Source organism: Micromonospora sp. WMMD956, from assembly GCF_029626125.1.
GTDB classification, from domain to species: Bacteria; Actinomycetota; Actinomycetes; order Mycobacteriales; family Micromonosporaceae; genus Micromonospora; species Micromonospora carbonacea.
Map to the genome: position 1 here is coordinate 5,885,197 of NZ_JARUBI010000005.1, position 23,039 is coordinate 5,908,235.

The window sequence follows — 23,039 nt, forward strand, 5'->3', positions numbered from 1 at the left end:
CGACCTGATGGCAGGGAATGTGCCCCATCGGTTGCAGCATGAATCATCCGAACGGTTGGCATGGTGAGAGCACTGCGGCACTTCGGCCGTGCCAGCGTGGCAGTCGCCTATTCGATTCGTCAATGCCCGTGCGGCGGCGGATCTGACGAAATCCGCATCGGGTGTCGCGGGCGGTCGTTCGTGTCCGCCGATATGCCGACTGTCCGACGAGGACGCGACATGCCATCGTCGGGACGTGGGGCAGACAGGGGCGCTGACGCGACAGAAGGCGGCGGCACGGGTGAACGTGCTGCTGATCTGGGCGGCCGGCTGCCTGCGGGCGGTGCAGCTCGCCGTCTGGATCCCGGTGCCGCTCATCGGCGGCCTGCGGATGTACCGGCTGCCGGCCCTGGTCCTGGCCGGCTACCTGCTGACGGTCGGCTGGACGGTGCTGCTGTTCGTCCGCGCCGGCCGGGCCGGCCGGATGGGCCACGGCTGGGTCTACGCCGACGTACTGGTGGCGCTGCTCGGGCTGCTGCTGGTCCCGGCCGCCTGCGTCGCCTCGTGCGACACGGGCTGGCAGCACTGGGTCCTGCCCCCGGCGATGGGCGCGGCGATCGTGGCCGCCGCGTTCGTGCCGCGCTGGCCCGCGACGGCGGCCGTCGCCCTGCTCGTGGCCGGCTACCTGGCCGGCTCCCTGCGCGAGCTGCTCGCCGGCCCGGACGGATTCGGCGCGACCACCGTCAACGCGGTGTCGCTGCTGGGCTTCGCGGTGCTGGCCGCCGTGGTCGCCGGCTACCTGCGCGGCAGCGCCGCCCAACTGGACGCCGCCACCGAGGCGGCGCTGGCCGCCGGGGCCCGGGAGGCCGCGGCGCAGGCCCGCTTCGACGAACGGACCCGCCAGTACGACGCGCTGCACCGGACCGTGCTCACGACGCTGAGCATGATCGCCCGGGGCCGGCTGGACCACCGCCGGGAGGAGGTGCGGGCGCTCGCCCAGCGCGACGCCGACTACCTGCGCGGGCTGGTCACCGCCGGCAGCGGCGGCCCGACGGGGAACCTGGCCAGCGCGCTGGCCGGCGTGGTGCGCGACAAGCAGGCGCTGGGCCTGCAGGTGCACTCGCAGTTCCACGACCTGTCCGAACGCCTGCCCCCGGACGTCGAGCAGGCGTTGACCAACGCGGTCAGCGAGGCGCTGACCAACGTCACCAAGCACGCCGGCACCGACGAGGCCTGGCTGACCGCCGTCGGCGGCGACGGCGGGATCACCCTCACCGTCGTCGACCGGGGGCGGGGCTTCCGGCCGGAGGCGGTCGCCCCCGGCCGGGGGCTCGTGCGCGAGCTGCGGCACTGCGTCGTGGAGGTGGGCGGCCGGGTCGCCATCGACTCCGCGCCGGACCAGGGAACGATGGTGGAGGTCTCATGGCGGCAATGATCGAGATCGGTGCGATCGACAACGACCAGATGCTGCTGGAGGGCATGTCCGCCTGGATGAGCCGCCTGCCGGACATCACGCTCACGGCCCTCGCCGTCTCGGTCGACGAGTTCCTCGCGGCGACGCGGCGGCCCAGGATCGTGATCCTCGACCTCAACCTGGAGAACTTCACCGACCCCGCCGACAACGTCCGCCGGCTGGTCGCCGTCGGGCACACGGTCGTGGTGGTGTCGGTGATCCCCGACCCGGTCTACATCGCGGCGACCACCGAGGCCGGCGCCTCGGCGTACGTGCTGAAGGCCAACAACCTCGGCGTCCTGGCCGACGTGGTCCGGCAGGTCGCCGCCGGGGAGACGCCGATGACCACCGAGCACGCGTTCTGGCTGGGCCGAGACGCCCGGCCCGAACGCCCGCAGCTGTCGGCCCGGGAACGCGAGGTGCTGGTCTCCTACGGCAGCGGGTGCACCGTCGAGGCGGTCGGCCGGGTGCTGGGGATAGCACCCGGAACGGTGCGGACGTACCTCGATCGTATCAAGGAGAAATACGCGCGGGCGGGCCGGCCGATCGAGCACCGGGTGCAGTTTCTCGACCGCGCCCGCGAGGACGGATTCGGCCGCGGCCGGCTGCCGCCGAAGTAGGAGGTCGACGCCGATGACAACTCGTTCGAAACGATCGACAGCGTTCGACCCCGGGCACCTTCCGACGATTACGTCCAGCCATTCGGACGGCGGGACCGGGGCCGTGCGGCTTTTCCTCGACAGCGGCGAAAAAGTGTCCGAAGGCTGACACTGACAATTCCCGCTGCCCGACTACAGTCGGGCCACGCCGACGCCGAGGCGCGGCAATTCCCCTCGTCACCCCCCGATCGTCCCGCGCCCTCTCCCGATCGCCGGTGGCCCGACGCTGGCCGGACGACGGCTGGTCGACCGTACCCCTGACCGGAGGACACCCGTGCCGACACACCGCACAGACCCCGCGGTGCGGACCCGCGAGCGCGCCGAGCGCCTGCTCGCCGCGGTCACCGCGGCCCTGCCGGGCGGCCCGCACGCCGACGCCGCCCGGGCGGCGTCGGAGCGGGTCGTGCGCGTCGCGCAGGCGCCCGTCTCCGTCGCCCTGCTGGCCGAGGGCGACGACGACCACGTCGTCAGCCACCACCTGTGGCCGCCGCTGCTCGGCGGGGGCGCGCCGGCGCTCACCCCGCGGCGGTCCACCCTCGGGTACGTCACGGCGGTGCGCCTGCGCGCCGTCGCCCGGGAACGGGCGGCGGTCCGCGCCGTCTCGGTGTCCTTCCTGGACCGCGCCGGGATCGCGCGCTGCCGGTCCCGGCTGCTCGACCGGCTCGGCGACGGGCCCGCGTCGGCCGCCGACTGGCCGCAGGCGCTGGCGCAGGCCCGGCGGCTCTGGCCCGCCGCCGACGCGCGGTGCCGCGCCGGCCTGACCGAACTCGTCGCGCTGCACCGGGCCGAGGTCTTCGCCGAACACCTGCTCGGCGTCGAGGGGGTCCCGGCGCGACTCGACGCCGTCCACCAGGCGACGATGCCGTTCCACGTCGGCGGGGCGGCCGGCGGCGTCGCGCCGTTCCCCGACGCCACCGCGCCCGGCCCGTACGAGCCCGGCACCGAACTCACCGAGAGCGTCCTGCACCGGGTCTTCCCGGTGGTGCGGCGGGTGACCGTCGAGGTGGACGTGCCGCACGACCGGTGGCCGCTGGCCGACGAGCCCCTGGACCTGATCGACCTGCCGGTGCTCGCCCCCCACCTGCGCACCGGCCGCGCCGACCTGCTGATCGAGGACGAACTCGGCGCGGCCAGCGCGGCCGTGCTCCTGCCGGGGGCGCGGGGCGACGCCGAGCGGGCCGTGCGGGCGTACCCCCAGCTGACCGTCCTGACCGGGCCGGGCAGCGCGGCGCTGCGCGCCGGAGCGCCCGCCCCCGCGCCCGCCGACGACCTGCGTGCCGCCCTGCTCGGCGCGGGCCGCGACGCCGGCCGGGCGGCGCGCGCCACCCGGGCCCACGCGGCCCACCTGGACCTGCGCCGGGTGCTGCGCGCCACCGTCGCCGCGCTCGACGAGGAGCCCCCCGCCGCCCCGCCGCCGCCCCCGGCCGCGCAGGAGCGGCTGCGCGACCTGGTGGGCCGCATCGGCACGGAACTCACCGCGCTGATCGACGACGTGGGGCGCGGCGTCGCCGGCCCCGAAGCCCGGCTCGACGGGGGGATGACCCCGCAGGACGCCGTCACCCAGCGGGTGGTGGCCCGGGTCCACGCGTGGCCGCAGTGGGCGGTCCTGTTCGCGGCCGTCGCCGAGCAGCACGTGCAGCCCGGCGACGGGTTCGACCGGGAGGAGCCGCCCGCGCGCCCCGACGTGTTCGAGGCGACGTTCCGCGCGACCCTGCGGGAACTGCCGTCGGTGGTCGGCGAGGTCGTCGACGCGACCGTCGCCGCCTGGCGGCAGCGCCGCTCCCCACGGCTCGGCCCGCTGAAGGCCGTGCTGCTCGACGACGTCGAACCGGCCCGCGAGCGGGGGAACGGGGACGGCCGCGACGCGGCGCTGACCACGCTGCGGCGCGCCGTGCAGCTCGACTGGCTGACCCACGCCGGCCCGGCCGACGGGGCGTCGCCCGCCGACGCCGACGCCGCGCGCCAGGCGTTCCCCCTCGCGCCGGACCGGCCCCTGCCCTGGCACGACCCGCACGGGCCCGGCCGGCACCAGGCGACCGTCATGCGGGTGCGCCGCGAACTGGTCGAGGCCGTCCGGCGGCTGGCCGTCGAGGGCCTCGCCGTGGAACAGGCCCGCCGGGTCGACGCCATCCGCCACGCGCTGCGGGAGCTGCGCGCCGCCCTGCCCCGCACCGACGCGGAGATCCGGGCCCTGGCCGGCGTCGACCCCGGCGTCGAGCCGGACCCCCCGCAGGTCCTCGCCCGGCGGGTGGAGGCCCTGCTGGAGGAGGACGACCTGTCGTCGCGCGCCGAGGAGGACAACCGGATGTCCCGCACCGCCGAGGAGGGCAGATGAGCAGCGAGGACCCCCGCCCGCCCGGCGTCGGGCGACGGATCCGGCCGGGCGTGCGCCGCTTCCCCGACCGGCACGGCGGGCTGGCCGCCGTCGACTTCGGCACCACCAACTCCACCGTCACCCTCTACGACCCGTACCGGCCGCCGCCGCAGTTGCCGATGCCGGCCGACCAGCGGGCCGTCCTGTGCCGGGAGACCGTGGCCCTGCTGCGCGCCGAGCCCGCCGACGACGAGCTCGCCACGCCCCGCGCCGGGGCGTGCCGCGCCGAGTGGGCCGCCCTGCGCGACCGGATCGCCGGCGACCTGACCGGCACCGACGTCGAGGGTCTCGTCGAGGCCGTCGAGAGCGACGAGGCCGCCGGAGGCGGCCTCCTGCACCGGGTGCTGCTGGCGCTCGACCTGGCCCAGCCCGGCGGCACCGCCCCCTTCTCGGCCTGGCTCGCCGGACGCCTGCACCACTGCTACGACACCGCCTTCGCCACCCCGGCCCTGGAACACCACTGCCTGTTCCCGGTGCGGCTGGACAGCGCGATCGAGGCCGAGGAGGTCCCGAGCCGGCTCGACGTCACCGCCGTCGACCCGGAGCTGCGCGTGCGCCTCGGGCCGCCACTGGGCGACGGCACCCCGCTGGCCTCCGTACGGGGCCTCAAGCACCACCTGGACGACCCCGCCTTCCGCGTCGCGCTGCGCGACGACGACCGCACCGTCGACGTGGAGGCGCTGCTCGGCGGGGCCTTCGGCTTCCTGCTCGACCGCACCGACGAGTTCACCCGGGCCCACCCGGACCGGCTGGAGAGCGGCCACGTCGATCAGGTCGTGGCCACCTACCCGACGATGGCCCCGCCGTCGGCCCGGCAACGCCTGGCGCGGGTCCTCACCGACGTGCTCGGCGTCGGCGAGGCCGACCTGCGCTACGACGAGGCGATCTCCGCCGCGCTCTTCTTCCTGATGCGTGACCTCGGCGCCAACTACGCCATCGGCATCGAGGCCCTGCGGGCCCGGTTCCGCCCGGTCCCCGGCGGGCAGCGGCACTGGATCGAGAACTCCCTCGTCGTCGACATCGGCGGCGGCACCACCGACATCGCGCTCGTCACCGTCCACCTGCGCGACGAGACGCCGCAGCTGCCGGGGGCCGAACCGGGCACCACGGGCCGCTACTACCGGCTGCTGCCCCAGCTGCGCGGCACCAGCGGGCGGGCCCGGCGGGGCGGGGACTTCCTCACCCTCCAGGTCTTCCACCTGCTCAAGGCGATCATCGCCGACCACCTGCTCACCACCGGGCACACCGGCGCCGACCAGCTCGGCGAGGCCGGGGCCTGGCGCGAGTGGCAGGACACCGTCACCGCCGGCCTCGACGCGTCCTGCCGCGAGGACGGCCGGTACGTGCCGGGCCGGCTCGTCCGTCAGGCGCTGGGCGCCCTGCGCCGGGACACCGCCGTCCCGGAGGGGCCCGCCGGCCGGCGGTTCCGGGACAACGTGGAGCGGGTGCTCGGCACCCGCACCGCCGGCGTCGCCGGCAGCCCGCAGGGCCGGGAGCGGACCTTCGGCGACCTGTGGGAGCTCGCCGAACGCGCGAAGATCGACGTCGCGCCCGGCCGCCCGTTCCGGCTGCCCGCCGACGTGGTGCAGGACATCGTCAGCCGCGCTGACGGCGTGCCGGCGAAGCTGCCCCCCGGCATCGGCGGCGGGCCGCTCGAACTGTCCTACGCGCACTTCGTCGAGGTGACCGAGCCGATGCTGGTGGAGGTCAGCCGGCTCGCCGCCGGTCTCGCCCGCGCCCGCCTGGACGGGGCGGACCGGCTCGACCGGGTCATCCTCACCGGCAAGGCGAGTCAGCTCGCCCTCGCCGCCGACGTCGTCGGCCGGGAACTGGCCGCCGGCAGCCGGCGCGGCGAGCCGCCGGTGCGGGTCGTGGTGGAGCGGACGTACGCGAAGAACGCGGCGTCGATGGGCGCGGCGTGGGCGGCGTCGCTGGCCTCCCTGGGCGCCCCCGACGCCGACGAGGAACTGCTGCGCCAGGGCGCCACGGAGGTCGCCGTCGAGGTCGACAACATGCTCCAGGCGTTGCCCTGCGCGCTGAGCATGGCCGGGCGCGCCGACCAGGGGCGGGTGCTCCTGCCCGCCGGCACCCCGCTGCGCGAGCAGGCCGACGGCAGCCTGCGCGCCTTCGCCACGATCGGCCCGCTCGGCGACCGGTGCATCATCCGGCGGGAGGTCGACGGCGGGCAGCCCGTGCCGTGGGGGGTGTTCCGGTGGAGCGAGCTCGACTCCCGGCTCGCGGAGTCGGGCGCGTCCCGGCGGCTCGACCGGCGGCTCTGGCCGCGCCAGATCCGGGCCGGCATCGAGGTCGACGCCGCCGGGAACCTCGACCTGCTGCTGTGGCGCGGGGAACGGCCGTACCTGCGGATCGACCGCGCGGAGCCGGCCCCGCGGCTGCCCGCGGAGCTGCGGGGCGACGTCGCCGACGCCACGGCGCACGCCGACCGTCTGCACGTGGCCGGCGCGCGGGAGACGCCGCCGCGCCCCGCGCTGCGGGGCGCCGACGCGGCCCCGGCCTCCCGGGAGACGTTCGTCGACGAGCACGGCGAGGCCCGCGCCGGGGTGCTCGGCGTCGGCGCGTTGCCGCCGCCGGGCGACGACGGCCGGTGGGGCCTGCTCTACCGCACCGACGACGGCCGGGACCACCTCGTCGGGACGCTGTCGGCGGTGCCCGGGGCGCGGGGCCCGAACCTGGTGAGCCTGGACGCCGACGGTGTCGTCCGGGTGCACGCCGGCGACCCGCCCCGGTGGACCACCGACGACCCGCTCGACGTGGAGACCCACCCCGGCGTGGTGCTCCGGGTGCGCCTCGGCGCGCCGCAGCTCGACGCCGACGACCACGACAACCCGTTCGACGGGACCCACTGATGGACGGACGAGACCCAGTGACCGACAGCGGAACCCACCGCACCGACGTGCCCTTCGAGGAGCTGCTCGCCACCGTGCTGTGCGCCGAGGGCCGCTACGCCGAGCTGTTCCGGGAACACGTGACCCGGCTCGGTGGGGTCATGCAGGAGGGGCTCCTGCGGGCCGCGATGGACCGGGCCCGCCGCGGCGTCCCCGGCGAGGAGGACGAGATGTGGCAGTGTGTCGCCGAGCTGTACCGCCGCCTGGTGTCCCGCCTGGACCGCAGGCCGGCCCCGGCCCCGCTGACGGAGCCGGCGACGGCGGGGGCGGCGGAGGCCGCGGCGGCGCAGGCGGCGCGGCAGGCCGATCCGGCCGTCGGCACCGTCACCGGCCGGGCCGTCCCGCCCGGTGACGACGGGGCCGTGGCCGGCGCGCCGGCCACCGGCGGGGGCACGCCGCACCGACCGGACGTGGACGGCTGGGCGGTGCCGGGAGCCCGGCCCGTCGCCCCCGAGGTCCGCGAGGCCGGCGAACAGGTACGCCGGGCCATCGAGCAGGTCTTCGTGGAGTTCGCCGACGAGGCGGAGGTGCGCCGCTGGACCGGCGGCCGGCCCGTCCCCGCGGGCTTCGAGCTCGTCGACCGGTGGCGGGCGTTCCACCTGAGCCTGCTGCGGCTGCCCCCGGCGCTGGAGGCGCTCTGGACGGCCCGGATGCGCTCCGCCGCCCCGGCTTACTGGCTGGAGCCGGCCGAGAACTGGCAGCGGGTCCCCGCACCGGCCACGGTGCCCGGCCGGGTCCTCGTGCCCGCGTGCGGGCGCTACCCCGGCGTCCTGGCCGACCCGCGGGCGTCGAAGGCCGGCGGCGTCGCCGCGCCGCTGTCCGGCAACGAGCCGGGCCACGACCTCGCCGCCGGGCTCGCCCACCAGATGAGCTGGCTGGCCGCGGCCGACGAGGCCGCGCACAGCGCCCGGACCTGGCAGCTCACGCCGCTGCGGGACCCGCACGAGGGCGTCGGCTACACCGAGCTGCTCACCGAGCGGCTGGCGAAGTTCAGCCAGGCGGTCGCCTGGGGCGAGACGGAGCGCTGCGTGCTGCGGGCCGCCCAACTCGCCGAGGGGCTGCGCATGGTCGTGCACCGTCCGCTCGTCGCGCCGGACAGCTGGTGGCACCGGCTGCGCGACGAGACGGTGCGGTTCGTGCGGGAGGTCGCCGCCGAACACGCGCCCCACGTGGTGATCACCGAGATCGCCGGCCGGTACGCCGAGGCCAAGAACAACGGGCTGACCGACGGCCGCGACGACGTGCGGCTCACCAGCGCGTCCGAATCGGACGGCCTGGTCCTCGACTGCCTACGGCCCCACCTGCGCGGCACCGAGCTCGGCGACAAGCCCGGCCGGGTCGTGTACGGCGCCACGCACTAGAAGGAGGAGCCCCATGCCGAGACGTGCCGTCCGGTCCGCGCTCGCGGCCTGCCTGCTGGCGCTGCTCACGGTCGTCGGCGCGCCCGCCCGCGCCGGCTCCGCCCCCGACCAGGCCACCCTGCCGGAGGTCCTGCGCGGCCTGCGCGTCGACACCCTGCCCGCCGACTACGTCGTCCTGCTCGACGTCTCGGCGTCCATGCAGGACGGCCGGCGCGACCTGTACGCCGACGCGCGGGCGGCGCTGCGCCCGCTGCTCGACGGCCTGGCCCCGGTGGACCGGCTGCACCTGATCGCGTTCGCCGAGAGCCCCGATCCCGTGTTCAGCGGCGACATCGGCGCGAACGGCGCGGGCGTCCTGGACCGCCTGCCGCCCCGCGCCGAGGGGCAGCGGACCGACATCGGCGCGGCGATCGACGCCGCGTTGCAGATCGTGGAGCAGCCCGGCGAGGCCGCCCCGGCGACGGTCATCATGCTCACCGACGGCGTCCAGGACCCGCCGCCGGGGTCGAGGTACGCGCGCTCGGGCGACGACGCCTTCGCCGACCTGCGCAAGCGGGCGCGGGCGGTGGAGGAGCGCCGCTCGGTGCGTGCCCTCGGTGTCCCGCTGACCGGCCGCACCGACGTGCGCCTGCTCGACGAGGTCTTCGACGACACGGTGCTGATGGACCTCCCCCCGGCGCAGGTGGGCGACTACCTCGGCCGGGTGCGGGACCGGATCGCCGTGGAGAAGGCCGCCGCGTACGTGTCCCAGGACCGGCTCGCCGCGACGATCACCCTGGAACCGCCGTCGGTCGTGGTCGGCGACGCGCCGGTCGACGTGGTGGCCCGCATCCGCAGCGCCGCCACCCGGGTCCCGCTGACCGTCCGCGACCTGACCGTCGAGGTGGACGGCCTGCGCGTCACGGGAACGGCCGACCCGGCGCAGGTCACCCTCGACCCGGGCGCGCCCGAGCAGCGGGTCACCGTCCGGCTCCGGCCGCAGGCGCTGCCCGGCACCTGGGTCGGCGGCGAACGCACCACCGACGGCGAGGTCCGCCTGGTGGGCACCGTCGACTCGCCGTGGCGCGACGTGATCGACCGCGACCTGGGCCTGGAGTTCGGCCCGCAGCCGGTGACCGCGCGGGCGGCCGGGGCCAGGACGGCGAGCGGGATCCCCGTCTGGCTGGTGGTCGTGGCCGGGCTCGCGCTGGTGGCGCTGGCCGCGCTGGTGGTGACGCTGCGCCGGCGGCGCTGGAAGCCGATGGGCGGCGGACACCTGCTGGTGGCCGAGCCGGGCGCGGCGGCGCCGTACCGGCAACTGCTCAGCGGCCGGAGGGTGCGCTTCCCGGCGGCCCACGGCCGGGGCGGCACGCAGGGCACGGGCACGGTCCGGGCGCGGCGGCGACGCCGGACGGTGGGCAGCGGCACCGAGCTGGTGCTGCACATCGACTACCGCCGGGCGGGCCGCCGGCAGCGCGTGGTGTGCCGGCCCCGGCAGCCGGTGTCGGCTGCGGACGGCACGACCTTCACCTACCAACCCTGACCACAGCCTCACGGCGGACATGGAGGACATCGTGCTCCCAGCACTGGTGATCGGGCTCGGCGGCACCGGGAGCATCGCCGCCGCCCACCTGAAGCACCGGCTCGCGGTCGAGCAGCGCTGGCAGGACCTGCGCCTCGACCCGGGCGCGGCGGAGCGGACGGCGGGCCGCCCCTACGACTGGCCCGTCCTGTTGCGCGCCCTCGACGTGGACCGGCGCACGCGCCCCCAGGTCGACGGCGTGAGCCTCGACGTCGACACCGAGGACCTCTACCTGGACGGCTCGGTCCGCTCCATGATCGACAAGGTGCGGCAGGGGCGGGACGTCGCGCAGGAGTTCTACCCCACCGTCGTGCCGTGGTTCGGCCCGCAGGACGCGCGGGAGATCCGCGACGACGAGGCCCTGTCCTTCCTGGTGGAGGGCGCCGGGCAGATCCGGTCGTTCGGCCGGCTGGCGTTCTTCTCCGACGTGCTGGGCGCGACGCCGGTGACGAAGCGGCTGGAGGACGCGCTCGACCAGCTCACCCTCGTCGACGCCGACAGCATGCCGAACATCTACGTGGTCAGCTCGACGGCGGGCGGCACCGGCGCGGGCATCCTGCTCGACGTGCTGGCGTACCTCCAGAAGCTGCGCCAGGAGCACGGCGGCGGGTTCACCGTGACGCTGTTCTGCGTGCTCTCGGGCGCGTTCCGGCGGCGGCTCGACGGGCCGCAGCGCACCCGCAGCGAGGCCAACGGGTACGCGCTGCTGCGCGAACTGGACCGCCTGATGAACAGCGACCGCGCCCACCCGGCGGAGTTCCGCTGGTCGGCGCGGAACCGGCACGAGATGACCGCCGCGCCGGCGCAGTACACGTACTTCATCGACGGCCGCCGGTCGCGCTCGTCGGGCCGGCACCTGCCGGCGTACGACACGGAGGCCGTCTGCCCCGTCGCGGTCGCCGACGCCGTCTACGCGCACCTGCTGCCGACGGTCGGGCCGGCGTTCAGCAGCTACCGGGTCAACGCGAAGAAGTACACGCGCGGCGCGACGGACCTCTACTCCACCTTCGGCGTCTACCTCGTCGAGTACGCCTGGGAGCCGGTGATCCGCGGCCTGGTCGACCGGGCCGCCGCCGACGTGCTGGCCGCGCTGCCCACCGCCGTCGGCGACCTGGGCCCGGAGGTGGACCAGTTCCTCTCCGGGGCCACCGACGAGCGGGACGCCGAGGGCGCGCAGCCGCCGCCGGTGCTCCAGGAGCTCGACAGCGAGCCGGCGCGGGAGGGGCTGCTGGCGCCGTCGTCGGGCTGGCTGACCGCCCCCGGCGGCGGCCCCCGCCTGCCGGACCTGCCCAACCTGCGCCTGCCCTTCGAGGACATCCGGCCGATGCGGACCGACCACCGGGGGCAGGTCGTCGTCGACGCCACCCAGGAGACGCTGCGGGTGTTCTGGGGCGAGCAGAACGTGCCGCTGACCCTCAAGACGCAGCAGCAGTGGCACCCGGTGGCCGACCACCACGCCCGGGAGACCGACCGGCAGTGGGGGATCGCCCTGCGCGGCGCGGTGGCCCGGATCATGTCCCGGCGCGACGGCGGCCCGCGCGGCGGGCTGGCCTTCCTGGACCGGGTGCAGCAGCGGCTCGACCTGTTCCGCAGCCGGGTCGAGCAGGCCCCCCGCGCGGATCCCGGCGTCGCCAAGGCCGCGCGGGACGAGGCCGAGGAGCGGGTCCGCGAGGACCGGGGCCTGCGCCGCGGCCGGCACCAGCTCGACTACCTGGCGGCCGAGCAGGCGCTGCTGACCGCCCACTACCAGCACGACTGCCAGCTGCGGACGCTGCTGATGCTGGAGCGCATGACGCAGACCGTCGCGGTCGTCCGCAAGGAGGCGCAGGGCTGGCGGGACGCGGTGGACGACGCGACGCGCGTCGTGCGCCTGGCCATGGAGGACGTCCGCAACGAGCGGCGGCAGGCCGAGCGCTTCCCGCTGCGTCGGGTCGTGCCCGCCGTCGACGACCACCACACCGAGGCCTGGCTGTACGACCGGTCGGTGGGCGGCGCCGACCGGGAGGGCCGGCGGCCCCGGCTGGCCGACGTGGCCTCGGCGCTGGCCTGGCGGGTGTCGCTCGCCGAGGGCGGGGCGACGCTGGCGCTGGCGTCGACGTCGAGGGCCGGGAGCCCGGCGGCGGCGGTGGTGCGGGCCCTGCGCGACCGGGCCCGCCCGCTGATCGCGCCGCTGCGCCAGATCTCGGTGTTCGAGCTGCTGGAGCGGTCCCGGGTGCCGGCCGACGAGTTGGGCCGCGAGCTGCTCGACGGCAGCGACTGGCTGGTCAACTACGACGACGAGGAGCACCGCCGGCTGGTCAACCTGGCCCGGGACGACGACGGCGAGCCGCAGCAGCAGGTGTACGCCTTCGCGGCGCTGCCGCCGACCGGCGCGCCGGGTGAGGCGCTCAGCCGCGACCTGTGGGCGTTCCTGCGTCAGCAGCGGGTCGACCTGAACGACATCGTCCCCTCCAATGAGGCCGAGGAACGGCCGGTCACCGACAAGATCGTGCTGTTCGCCTCCCGGCACTCGCTGCGGCTGGCGGCCTTCGACGGCTTCACCGACCTGCGCCGCTCCTACGAGCAGCGGCGGGCCAGCCCGCCGTCGCCGCACGTGCTCGCCGAGGAGAAGAACGCGGCGGTGCTGGAGGCGTACTCGGAGAAGCTGGTCGGCGACGGCGTCCTGGCCCGGCCGTTGGGCCGCCTCGGCGGGGAACTTCTGCTGCTGTGCCGCGACGCCGACCTGCTGCGGGCGGCGGCCGTGGCCCTGGCCAACGAGCGGCTGTCGCCGATCCTCGCCTCCGACGGCGGCGATCACGTTCTGGGCTGGACGACCCGGTCGCAGCGCGGCCTGCCCCACCAGCAGGTCGGCGACGAGGCACGGTTGGGGCTGATCCTGCGGGACCTGGTGGCGCAGTCCACGCGCCTGGCCGAGATCCGCCGGGACGCCGTGCTCGCCGCCGCCGACGAGGCCCGCCGCGACCTCGACTGGGAGTACGGGACCCGGCGTTTCTACGGCCTGCCGTCGGCGCACCGGATCGAACCGGAGCTGTGGCACCTGCTCACCGTCGCGGCCCACCTCGCGATCGACGACCGGCCCTGACGGCCAGGTCCGGTGGCGTCCCCGGCGGGGCGGTCGTCGCGCGGGTCGCGGCGACCGCCCCGGCGGCTCTCCCGGGATACCGCGAAGAGGTGGGGAAAGCGCTTTACAGCTCGTCCGCGACGTGCCAGGATATGCCCCCGTAACATAGGCGATGCTCGATGGCTGGCCCGCCCGCAGGCCAGGACCCCGGGGAGAGTCAGCGTGAACGTTCTGTCGAGGCGGCGGCGAGTCCTGTCGGTGGCCGCCGCGGCCCTCACCACCGCCACCACGGTCGTCGCGGGCGTCGCGACCACCGGCTCCGCGCAGGCCGCGGCCGGCTGCCAGGTCACCTACGCGGTGGCCAGCCAGTGGGACGGCGGTTTCAGCGCCACCATCAAGATCAAGAATCTCGGGGACGCCGTCAACGGGTGGCGACTGGGCTGGACGTTCACCGCCGGTCAGGCCGTGACCCAGTCCTGGGGCTTCACCGCGAGCCCGGCCAGCGGCAACGTGGTCGCGACGAACGCGGACTACACCGCGTCGATCCCGACCAACGGCGCGGTGGACGTCGGCTTCAACGGGTCCTGGAACAACTCCAGCAACCCCGCGCCGACCGTCTTCACCCTCAACGGCACCGCCTGCACCGGCACGACCACGCCCACCACCGCACCCCCGACGACCCCGCCGCCGACCACCGCGCCCCCGACGACCACCCCACCGCCGACCACCCCGCCCGCGACGACCCCGCCGCCGGCCGGGACGCCGACCGTGGCGGCCGACGGCACCGGCACCTACCGCACCGTCCAGGCCGCGATCAACGCGGTGCCGACGAACAACAGCTCCCGGGTCACGATCACCATCAAGCCGGGCACCTACCGCGAGGTCGTCACGGTGCCGGCCAACAAGCCCCACATCACCCTGCGGGGCCTAGGCTCGTCGCCGTCGAACACCGTGCTCGTCTACAACAACTACGCCGCCACCCACGGCACCTTCAACAGCGCCAGCATGTTCGTCTACGGGGCCAACTTCGTCGCGGAGAACCTGACGATCTCCAACGACTACGTCGAGAACTGGAACAACAGCGACCAGCAGGCGGTCGCGCTGCACCTCAACGCCGACCGCGCGGTGCTGCGCAACGTGCGGCTGCTCGGCGACCAGGACACCTTCCTGGTCAACGACAACACCCGCGCCTACGTGGTCGACTCCTACGTGGAGGGCACGGTCGACTTCATCTTCGGCGGCGGCACCGTCGTGCTCGACCGGGCCTCGATCTACGAGAAGCGGTCCACCGGCGGGCCGATCACCGCCGCCCGCACGCCCGCCACCAAGACGTACGGGATGCTGATCTACCGCTCGACGATCACCGGCGCGACCGGCAACACCACCAACCTCGGCCGGCCGTGGGGCCCCACCGCCCAGGTGCTGTACCGGGAGTCGTCGCTCAGTGGCACCATCAAGACGGCCCAGCCCTGGACCGACATGTCCGGCAACGCCTGGCAGAACGCCCGGTTCCTGGAATACCGCAACACCGGTGCCGGCGCGGGCGTCAACAGCAACCGTCCGCAGCTCAGCGACGCGCAGGCGGCCAACTACACGCCGCAGAAGTATCTCGCGGGCTCCGACGGCTGGAACCCGATGTGACCCGCTTCCCCGAGGCCGAAAGGCCGCGCCGGAAACATGAAATCGGCTGATAACGCGATTCACTTGATCTGCCGGATTTGGCTGCCAGACTCGGGGCATGACGACCGATCTGGAACCGGGGGTGACGGAACTGCTCCGCCGCCTGTACGCCTCGTTCAACGCCCGCGACATCGACGACATCGTCACCGTTCTCAGCCCAGAGGTCGACTGGCCCAACATGATCGACGGCGTACGCGCCACCGGCCCGGCGGCGGTGCGCGAGTACTGGCGGCGTCAGTTCGACTCGATCGACCCCCGGGTCGAACCGCGCGCCATCACCCCGGAGCCCGACGGGCGGATCTGCGTCGAGGTGCACCAGGTCGTCAGGACCCTCGACGGGGAGGTGCTGGCCGACCAGATGGTGCACCACCTGTACACCATCCGGGGCGGGCTGGTGGAACGCATGGACGTCCGGGAGCCGGTGTCCTGACCCGCCCCCGCCCGGCGGGCCTTCGCGCTACCCCTACTCCGGTTCAGTAATCTGCGTCACACTTCGAACTGCTCGCTCGGCGGGACGGCTCCCACCGTCCACCAGGAGATGTTTCCCGCTCCCGAAACCCGCAACCGGCGGCCAAAGGGCCCATTCTCCCATCGCAGGCGAATCGCCAGCGCAGCGTGCCCCACACGGAAAGTCATGACTCCTGACGTGGCGTGATCGACGTCGGTCACCCACCCCGATCGGGAGAGCGACAATTTGCGCCGCTCACTACCCTGTTTCATGATCCCGTGCCGTGGCACCCGCCGATAGCGATAAGGGCTTCAGATGAGCAACAATCACCCTCCGTACGGAGGGCAGCCGGATCCGAACGTCACCCCGTGGAGTGGGCCGCCCGCCCCCGCCCAGCCCGCCGGGTACCCCGCGTACGGCCAGCCGGGCTACGGCCAGCCCGCCTACGGCCAGCCGGGGCCGCCGCAGTTCGGCGCTCCCATCCCGCCGCCGCAGAAGTCGAACCGGGGCCTGATCATCGGCCTGGCCGCCGGTGCCGTGGTCGTCGTCCTCGCGATCTGCGGTGCCGGCATCGGGCTCGCCCTCGTCGGCGACGACGAGGACCCCACCCCGGTCGCGTCCGGCCCCGCGACGGCGGGCCCGACCACCGGCAACCCCCAGCCCGGCACGGAGCCCTCGGCCGCCCCCGAGCCGACCGAGTCCCCGGATCAGCCGAACAACAACAACGCGGTGACGGCGCGCTACTCCAGCGACCTGTCGGGCGTCTGCGACGGCAGCCCGATCCTCAACGCGGCGACCTACAGCGGCCCGTCCGGCGCGAAGGCGTACACCTTTGCGAACTCCATCGAACGGCCCACGTTCTGGTCGACGAAGTCGGTCAGTTCCGCGAAGCCGTACTACGCGAAGTCGGCCGACTTCACGTCGGTGTCGGTGGTCGCCTGCCTGAAGGTCGACGAGGGTAGTGAGGGCGCGCCCAAGAAGTGCGACTACAAGGACAACTCCGGCAAGCAGGTCACGATCTCCTACATCTCGTCGCGCTACACCATGACCTTCTACGCGGCGAAGACCGCGGAGAAGATCGGCGACGGCGGCACCGTGAACGCCCCGGCCAACCGGTGCCCGAGCTTCATCTCGTACAACAAGGTCACCATGAAGTCGTACGCCTCGCCGGACAGCGGCACCATCGAGGCGGCCCTGGACAAGTTCCTGTCCTGAGGCGGTGCACCGCAGCGCGGGAAGGGGCGGCGGTGCCGCCCCTTCCCGTTGTCTGTGGAAGATGGCAGCCGCACCGGGAGCTGAGTCGCATGCGACATCGCCCGCCCCCGGCCGCCGCACCCCGGCCGCATCTTCGGTGATCAAGAGGTTTGCGTCAGCCCGGAGATCGATTCTGACACTTTCCTCTTGATCACCGGGCGGATGTGGGGTTGGCGGCGGCGGTAGCGTTGGTGGGATGGGGCTTGGCTATCCTGCCGTGGAACTCACCGACGGGGCTGTTCGCCTCCGTCCCTGGCGCGAGGATGACCTTGAGTGTCTCCGGGCTGCTGCCGAGGATCCACGGATTCCTGAGGCCACCACGGTTCCCCGAGTGTTCTCGGTGGATGCGGGACGGGCGTTCGTTCGCCGACAGTGGAGTCGGGTCGAGGAGGGCCACGGCATTTCGCTCGCGGTCGCCGATGCGGTGAGCGGTGAGGCGTTCGGTTCGGTTGTGCTCATGCTGCGACCGCAGCCGGGTGTTGCCGGCCTCGGCTACTGGCTCGTTCCCTCGGCACGGGGGCGGGGGTGCGCCAAGCGCGCGGCGACGCTGGTCACTTCGTGGGCGCTTGACGTCGCGGGGATCGCACGGGTCGAGGCGTGGGTCGAGCCGGACAACGAGGCATCCCGCCGAGTCCTCACCGCTGCCGCATTCAAGCAGGAGGGCGTGCTGCGTAGCTTCCTGACCTTCCCCGACCGGCGCGCTGACGCCGTCGTCTTCTCCCGGATTCGAGAGCCTCGCCGCCGCAAGGACTGAGGTGTTCAGGCGAGGCTGCGAGAGCATGGCCTCGGGATCCTGACGGCATTTTACGGGTTCTGCCCCGAATCGTCGGCGACAAAGACGCCGATGCCCGTACGGCCGACCAGCTCGTCACGTTCGATCATGGAGTCGAGGGCGCGACGGATGGTCATGTGGCTCGTGTCGTACTCCTCGGCCAGGAGGCGCGCGGAGGGCAGCTTGCTCCCTGGCGGGTAGATGCCGGCCTTGATCTTCGCGCGCAGGTCATCCCTGATCTGACGCCAGAGCGGCTGGGCGTACGGCATGGGATGAGCAAAGCAGTCGTTTCGAAGGACATGTAAAGCAATGCCGTGCTGTACTTACAGGCTTTATAGGTCTGCTAGCCTCTTCTTCGGGTCAATGAGGGAGGTGGCATGGGTAGGCGGTGGAAGTGGTTCTTGCGGGCCGGGAAGGTCGCGGTGGACCTGACCGGGCAGGTGGTGCCCGACGGGGCCGGGCCGGGGCGCTGGCGGCGGCGGGTGGTCGAGGCGGTCGTACCCGATGGGGTGGAGACCTCGCGGTGCGACGGCGCGACCGTCTACGAGTGGCCCGAGCGGCGGCGGGCGGCGGCCGGGCCCAACCAGCGCGCGGACCGCTACCGGGCGCAGCCGCCCGGCCGGCGGGGTCGGGAGGGTTCCGATGACTGAGGCCACGGGCTCGCGGTGCCGCGCCGGCAGCTCGGGCGGGCGCTGCGGGAGCTGCGCACCGAGGCGTGCATGACGCTGGACGGCGTGGCCGAGGCGCTGGAGTGCAGCCGGCAGAAGGTGTGGCGCATCGAGAGCGCCCTCGGCCCGGCGCGCGGGGTCGACGTGCGGGCCATGTGCGAGCTGTACGGGGTGCGGCGCGAGCTGACCGCCGCGCTGGTCGCCCTGGCCGGCGAGACGCGGGGGAGGGGCTGGTGGCACGCCTACGGCGACCCCGTGCCCGACTGGTTCGACCTCCACGGCGGCCTGGAGTCCGCCGCGTGCCGGCTGCGCGAGCACGCCGGGGCGCTGGTCCCCGCGCTGTTGCAGACCCGGGCGTACGCTGCCGCGACGTGCCCGCCCCGGCCCGGCGCGACCGACGAGGAGCGGGACCGGCCGGTCGAGGCGCGGCTGCTGCGGCAGGGCCTGCTCCGGCGGCGGCTGCCCCGACCGCCCCGGTTCGAGGTGGTGCTCTGCGAGGCGGCGCTGCTGCGGGTGGTGGGCGGCGCGACGGTCATGGCCGGGCAGCTCCGGCACCAGGTGGAGGCGAGCCGGCTGCCGCACGTGTCGATCCGGGTGCTGCCGCTCGCCGCCGGGGCGCACGACGGGGCGGTCGCCGGGTCGTTCGTGCTGCTGGACTTCCCGCTCGGCCTGCGCGTCGACCCCGACCCGCCGGTGGTCTACCAGGAGTCGCTGACCGGCGCGCTCTACCTCGACCGGCCGGCGGAGTGGGCCGCGTACGAGCGGGCCTGGGCGGGCCTGGAGGCGCTGGCGCTGGGCGAGGAGGAGTCGCGGCGGCTCATCGTGAAGATCGGCGAGGAGGCCCACCACGGATGAGCATTCAGTGATCGGAGTGTCGCTCGGTGTCGCGCCCGGTGCTGCGCCGATGGGCGCGTAACCTGTCTGGACCGGCAGCGCGCGGTGGTGGAGGGGGTGGCGATGGCGGGTGACGATTCACCGGCTGTCGACCTGACGCTGCGGGCGGTCGGGCCGGCCACAGAGGGTGGTCGCCTCCCGCTCGCCGAGCTGTCCCGGCTGGCGAGCGGGTTGCAGGCGGCCTTGGAGCTGCTGGCGCTGAGCATCGCCGGCAAGGCCACCGGCCCCGGCCGTCGGCCCCGCGAGATCGTGGACGCGGTGCGGCTCGACTTCGTCGGATTTCGAGCGGGCTCGGCGCTGCTGGACATCGCGCGAACCGGGCAGCTCTCACTCGACGAAGGTGTGTTGGAGCAGGCGTTGACGGCGCTGGAGGAAGGCACGAACCGTCTCCGCGAGCGACCGGAGGTCCTGCCACCTCACTTCGGCCCGCAGGTGCTCAATCAGCTCAGAAGCCTGACCGGTGGGATCAGTGCCAGGAGCGTCACCCGGGTGGAGCTGTGGCAGGGCGATCGCACCCGGTTCGTGATCGACGAAGCGCTCCACCGAGCCGTCCGACGGACTTCTCTCGAAAAGATTGCCCAGGAATCCACAATCGTCGGCCGCCTGCACATGGGAGATTTCTCGCCCGCGACCCTGCGCTGCCGGATCGACACCTATGCCGGAAGTATCCTCTGTGACTTCGACTCTGATCTGCGGGACGCTGTGCTGGACGCGATGGACCAGGTAGTGATGGCGGAAGGCGTCGCCGAGCTCGAACCCAACGGCACGACAATCCACATTCTGCACCTGTCGAGCCTGCGAAGGCTCGACTCTGCCGAGCCGAAGAGCCTGGACGACATCGCCAGAGCGCAGGGCGTGACGCCGGTCCGTTCGGTCGAGGAACTACGAGGGGCACCGATCGGCGACATGGACGACTTTCTGGCGGCGCTGCGTTTGGCCAGAGGTGAGGGTGAAGGCCAGTGAAGCGGGTCCTCGTCGACACCGATGCCTTCTCGATCATCTGGCAGGGAGTTGATGACCACCTCGCTCAGCAGTTGATTGGCTCGATGCCCATCCTCAGCTTCGCGACCGTCGCTGAGCTGCACTACGGCGCGGCGAAGGCGGGATGGGGCGATCGTCGTGTCCTGGCCCTCGACGAGGCCGTCCGGCGCTACGTGGTGGCCCCCTACGATCAGGAGTTGGCCCGGTTGTGGGGACGGCTCAAGGCGCAGGCCCAGTCCGCCGGCCACGCGCTGGGGCAGACGGCGCAGACCAACGATCTCTGGATCTGTGCTACGGCGATCCGCTACGAGGCTCCATTGCTGACATTGAACCGTCGACACTTCGACGGCTTTCCCGGGCTCGTCGTACTGCCCTGAGACAGCTTCCGCGCCGCGACTTCGTGAGCGGCGGTCAGAGCATCCGGCGGAAGGCGGCCGCCGCGTCCCGCCGCATCCGCCGCGACACCGCCGCCTCGGTCACCAGCGCCGAACCGTGGAACGTGGCCGGGTACAGGTGCGCCTCGGTCGGCACGCCGGCCTGGGCCAGCCGCTGCGCATAGCGCATCCCCTCGTCGCGTACCGGATCGAACTGGCAGCCTGAGACGAACGCCGGCGGCAGCCCGGCGAGATCCTCGGCGCGGGCCGGGGCGGCGTACGGTGACACGCCCGGGTCGCCGGGCCTGACGCCGTCCCCGAGGTAGTGGGCCCAGCCCAGCTCGGCGCTGGGGCGATTCCAGATCGGGGTGTCGACGTAGGCGCGCATGGACACGCTGTCGAGCCGGTCGTCGAGCACCGGGACGTCGAGATACTGCATGGCCAGCTGCGGGCCGCCACGGTCGCGGGTCAGCAGGGTGAGGCCGGCGGCGATCCCGCCACCGGCGCTGCGGCCGTAGAGGCCCAGGCGGGTGGGGTCCACGCCGAGTTCGTCGGTGTTGCCGGCCAGCCAGCACAGCACCGCGTAGCTGTCCTCCAGCGCCGCCGGGAAGGGCGCCTCCGGCGCGAGGCGGTAGTCGACGGCGACCACCACGGCCCCGGTGCCGGAGGCGAACGCGGCGGCGTCGGCGTGTTCGAGCGCCAGGTCGCCGAGCACGAAGCCGCCGCCGTGCAGATGCAGGACGGCCGGTGCCGACGCCGCCAACGGCTGCGGGGTGTAGATCCGCACCGGGACGGCGGGAGCGCCGGCCGGGCCGGGCACCGTGCGGTCGAGCACGGTGAGGCCGGTCAGGTCGGGCGGGGGAAGCTGGGCGGCGATGGCCCGACCGACCTCGCGCGCGGCGGCCGGGTCGCGAAGATCGAGGACGGGCAGCATCGGCACCCACGGCGCCAGCTCCGCGTCAAAGGCGTACGTCATGTCAACCTCCATGGCCGGAACCGCTCGGTAGGCCGCCGGGCGGCATTCGTCCTACCGACGAGCGACCGGGCCAGGATCAGACATTCGGGCCGTACCATCTTCCGTCGGTCTGACGTCGCGGCCGTCGGCCCGGCGCCGACCGCGTTGGCGGTCGGCGCCGGACCCGGTCAGCCCGCCAGCAGCAGCGCGACGCCGGCCAGCGCGCCCAGCGCGGAGAAACCGGCCCCGATGCCCAGGGCGAGCCGTGGCGACCGCGAGACCCGCCGGGAGTATCTGACGCGGTTCTCCACGAAGTGGAAGGTCAGCCAGGCCGGGACGGTCGACAGCGCGATCACCAGCAGCCCGGTGGACGTCGACAGCGGTCCCCAGTAGGTGGCCGCGATCGCGATCATCGGCCAGTGCCACAGATACAGCGAGTACGACAGCGCGCCGATCCAGCGCAGCGGCGCGACCCCGAGCGCGGTCTCCACCCCGCCCCTGGCCGGGGCGGCGCAGCCGGCCGCGATGACTGCCGCGGTGCCCAGCACCGGCAGGGCGGCCGTGTAGCCGGGGAAGTCCATCATCGGGGTGAAGGACAGCCAGGCCACCAGCACCGCCGCCAGCCCGGCCCAGCCCAGCACGACAGCGACCGGCCTGGGCAGCCGGGCCCACGCCCCGACCGACATGGCCACGCCCGCGCCGACGGCCAGCTCCCAGATCCGGGTGGTGGTCTGGAAGAACGCCGGGGACTGCGCGCCGACGGTGGTGGTCACCGACCAGGCCAGCGAGCCGGCGGCCAGCAGGCCCAGCGCCGTCGCCAGCACCGGCTTCACCCGGGCGCCGGACACCTTGGCCAACGCCACCGCCAGCAGGATCAGCAACGGCCAGATCAGGTAGTACTGCTCCTCGACGGCAAGCGACCAGAAATGCTGTACGGGGGACGGCGGCATCGTCGGGTCGGGGTTCGCGAAGCGTTCGGCCAGCCGCCAGTTCAACAGGTAGGACGCCCCGGCGACGATGTCGCCGCCGATCTGACCCCACCGGCCACGGGGCACCATCAGGAACACGAACACCGCTGCCGTCACCAGCACCACGTTGGCCGCCGGCAGCAGCCGCTTGGCCCGGCGGGCGTAGAAGCCCATCAGCGAGACCCCGCCGGTCCGGTGCTGTTCGGACAACAGCTGGGTGGTGATGAGATAGCCGGAGATGACGAAGAAGACGTCGACGCCGACGAAGCCGCCGGAGAGCGCCGGCACGCCGGCGTGGAACAGCATCACCGTCACCACGGCGACCGCCCGTATTCCCTCGATGTCGCCACGGAACCTGGTGCGCGGCCGGTCGGGCGGGCCGGCGTGGCCCGGCCCGCCGACGGGCGGTGGTGACGCCGGCCGTTCCGGGCCGGCGGGTCGGGCGGGCGCTGAATGCGCCGCGTCGGCTTCAGCGGACATCGTTCCTCCCAGGGCATTCAGGCGTCATGATCTGCATCTATGAATACGGGATCGAATGTATTCGCCGCCATATTCACCCCGGAATCGTTCTGTTGTTGAGACGTGTGGCGTCGTGAATGCTGTGACATGTCGTGAATGGATGTCTGCGGATCGTTGAGTTGCGGTAGTTGCGGCAATGGTCGGATAGCTAATTTATTCGAGCTAATCGAAT

18 protein-coding genes are annotated in these 23,039 nt (G+C 73.9%); 15 read left to right on the forward strand and 3 right to left on the reverse strand.

All coding sequences use genetic code 11. From position 1 onward, the window contains the following. Positions 1–235 precede the first annotated feature (235 nt). The 11 genes from O7628_RS25775 (at position 236) to O7628_RS25825 (ending at position 17,490) form a co-directional block, all read left to right on the forward strand. Positions 236–1,414 carry an ATP-binding protein gene (locus tag O7628_RS25775; RefSeq protein WP_278134438.1) on the forward strand — a complete coding sequence of 393 codons (1,179 nt, stop codon included), beginning with the start codon at positions 236–238 and terminating at the stop codon, positions 1,412–1,414. Then, entirely contained in the window at positions 1,411–2,052 is a 642-nt protein-coding gene (locus O7628_RS25780; protein WP_074477844.1) for a response regulator transcription factor, read from the forward strand. The genes O7628_RS25775 and O7628_RS25780 overlap by 4 nt, the downstream gene beginning before the upstream one ends. 340 nt (positions 2,053–2,392) lie before the next feature. After that, positions 2,393–4,426, forward strand: coding sequence for a hypothetical protein (locus tag O7628_RS25785; RefSeq protein WP_278134441.1), 2,034 nt, complete (start codon positions 2,393–2,395; stop codon positions 4,424–4,426). Continuing rightward, positions 4,423–7,332 (forward strand): hypothetical protein, encoded by a 2,910-nt coding sequence (locus O7628_RS25790; protein ID WP_278134443.1) that lies wholly within the window; start codon positions 4,423–4,425, stop codon positions 7,330–7,332. The genes O7628_RS25785 and O7628_RS25790 overlap by 4 nt, the downstream gene beginning before the upstream one ends. Positions 7,333–7,349: 17 nt before the next feature. After that, a complete protein-coding gene (locus O7628_RS25795) occupies positions 7,350–8,732 on the forward strand; it encodes a hypothetical protein (RefSeq protein WP_278134444.1) in 1,383 nt (460 codons plus the stop codon). 13 nt (positions 8,733–8,745) lie between these two features. Then, complete coding sequence (locus O7628_RS25800) at positions 8,746–10,254, forward strand: vWA domain-containing protein (protein WP_278134445.1); 1,509 nt, start codon at positions 8,746–8,748, stop codon at positions 10,252–10,254. 31 nt (positions 10,255–10,285) lie between these two features. Further along, positions 10,286–13,375 (forward strand): tubulin-like doman-containing protein, encoded by a 3,090-nt coding sequence (locus tag O7628_RS25805; RefSeq protein WP_278134446.1) that lies wholly within the window; start codon positions 10,286–10,288, stop codon positions 13,373–13,375. A 201-nt stretch (positions 13,376–13,576) separates the two neighbouring features. Beyond that, entirely contained in the window at positions 13,577–14,995 is a 1,419-nt protein-coding gene (locus O7628_RS25810; RefSeq protein ID WP_278134447.1) for a pectinesterase family protein, read from the forward strand. Between the two features lie 97 nt (positions 14,996–15,092). Further along, positions 15,093–15,464, forward strand: coding sequence for a nuclear transport factor 2 family protein (locus O7628_RS25815; RefSeq protein WP_278134449.1), 372 nt, complete (start codon positions 15,093–15,095; stop codon positions 15,462–15,464). A gap of 333 nt (positions 15,465–15,797) precedes the next feature. Then, a complete protein-coding gene (locus O7628_RS25820; protein WP_278134451.1) occupies positions 15,798–16,697 on the forward strand; it encodes a hypothetical protein in 900 nt (299 codons plus the stop codon). Positions 16,698–16,953: 256 nt separating this feature from the next. After that, the gene (locus O7628_RS25825; RefSeq protein ID WP_278134453.1) at positions 16,954–17,490 is read left to right on the forward strand and encodes a GNAT family protein; all 537 of its coding nucleotides are present in this window, start codon (positions 16,954–16,956) and stop codon (positions 17,488–17,490) included. Between the two features lie 50 nt (positions 17,491–17,540). On the opposite strand, the gene O7628_RS25830 is transcribed toward O7628_RS25825, so the two are convergent. Beyond that, positions 17,541–17,777: a GntR family transcriptional regulator gene (locus tag O7628_RS25830; RefSeq protein WP_278134455.1), complete on the reverse strand. Its 237-nt coding sequence runs from the start codon at positions 17,775–17,777 to the stop codon at positions 17,541–17,543. Between the two features lie 108 nt (positions 17,778–17,885). Between O7628_RS25830 and O7628_RS25835 the strand changes: the two genes are divergently transcribed. The 4 genes from O7628_RS25835 to O7628_RS25850 all read left to right on the forward strand — a co-directional run bounded on the left by O7628_RS25835 (position 17,886) and on the right by O7628_RS25850 (position 20,428). Further along, complete coding sequence (locus O7628_RS25835) at positions 17,886–18,158, forward strand: hypothetical protein (protein WP_278134457.1); 273 nt, start codon at positions 17,886–17,888, stop codon at positions 18,156–18,158. A 15-nt stretch (positions 18,159–18,173) separates the two neighbouring features. After that, positions 18,174–19,031, forward strand: coding sequence for a helix-turn-helix transcriptional regulator (locus tag O7628_RS25840; RefSeq protein ID WP_278134459.1), 858 nt, complete (start codon positions 18,174–18,176; stop codon positions 19,029–19,031). A 102-nt stretch (positions 19,032–19,133) separates the two neighbouring features. Beyond that, positions 19,134–20,033, forward strand: a complete 900-nt coding sequence (locus O7628_RS25845) for a hypothetical protein (protein ID WP_278134461.1) — start codon at positions 19,134–19,136, stop codon at positions 20,031–20,033. Next, entirely contained in the window at positions 20,030–20,428 is a 399-nt protein-coding gene (locus O7628_RS25850; protein ID WP_278134462.1) for a type II toxin-antitoxin system VapC family toxin, read from the forward strand. The genes O7628_RS25845 and O7628_RS25850 overlap by 4 nt, the downstream gene beginning before the upstream one ends. Positions 20,429–20,462: 34 nt before the next feature. On the opposite strand, the gene O7628_RS25855 is transcribed toward O7628_RS25850, so the two are convergent. Next, entirely contained in the window at positions 20,463–21,401 is a 939-nt protein-coding gene (locus tag O7628_RS25855; RefSeq protein ID WP_278134464.1) for an alpha/beta hydrolase, read from the reverse strand. Positions 21,402–21,568: 167 nt separating this feature from the next. Next, a complete protein-coding gene (locus O7628_RS25860) occupies positions 21,569–22,828 on the reverse strand; it encodes an acyltransferase (RefSeq protein ID WP_278134465.1) in 1,260 nt (419 codons plus the stop codon). Positions 22,829–23,039: the final 211 nt, after the last annotated feature.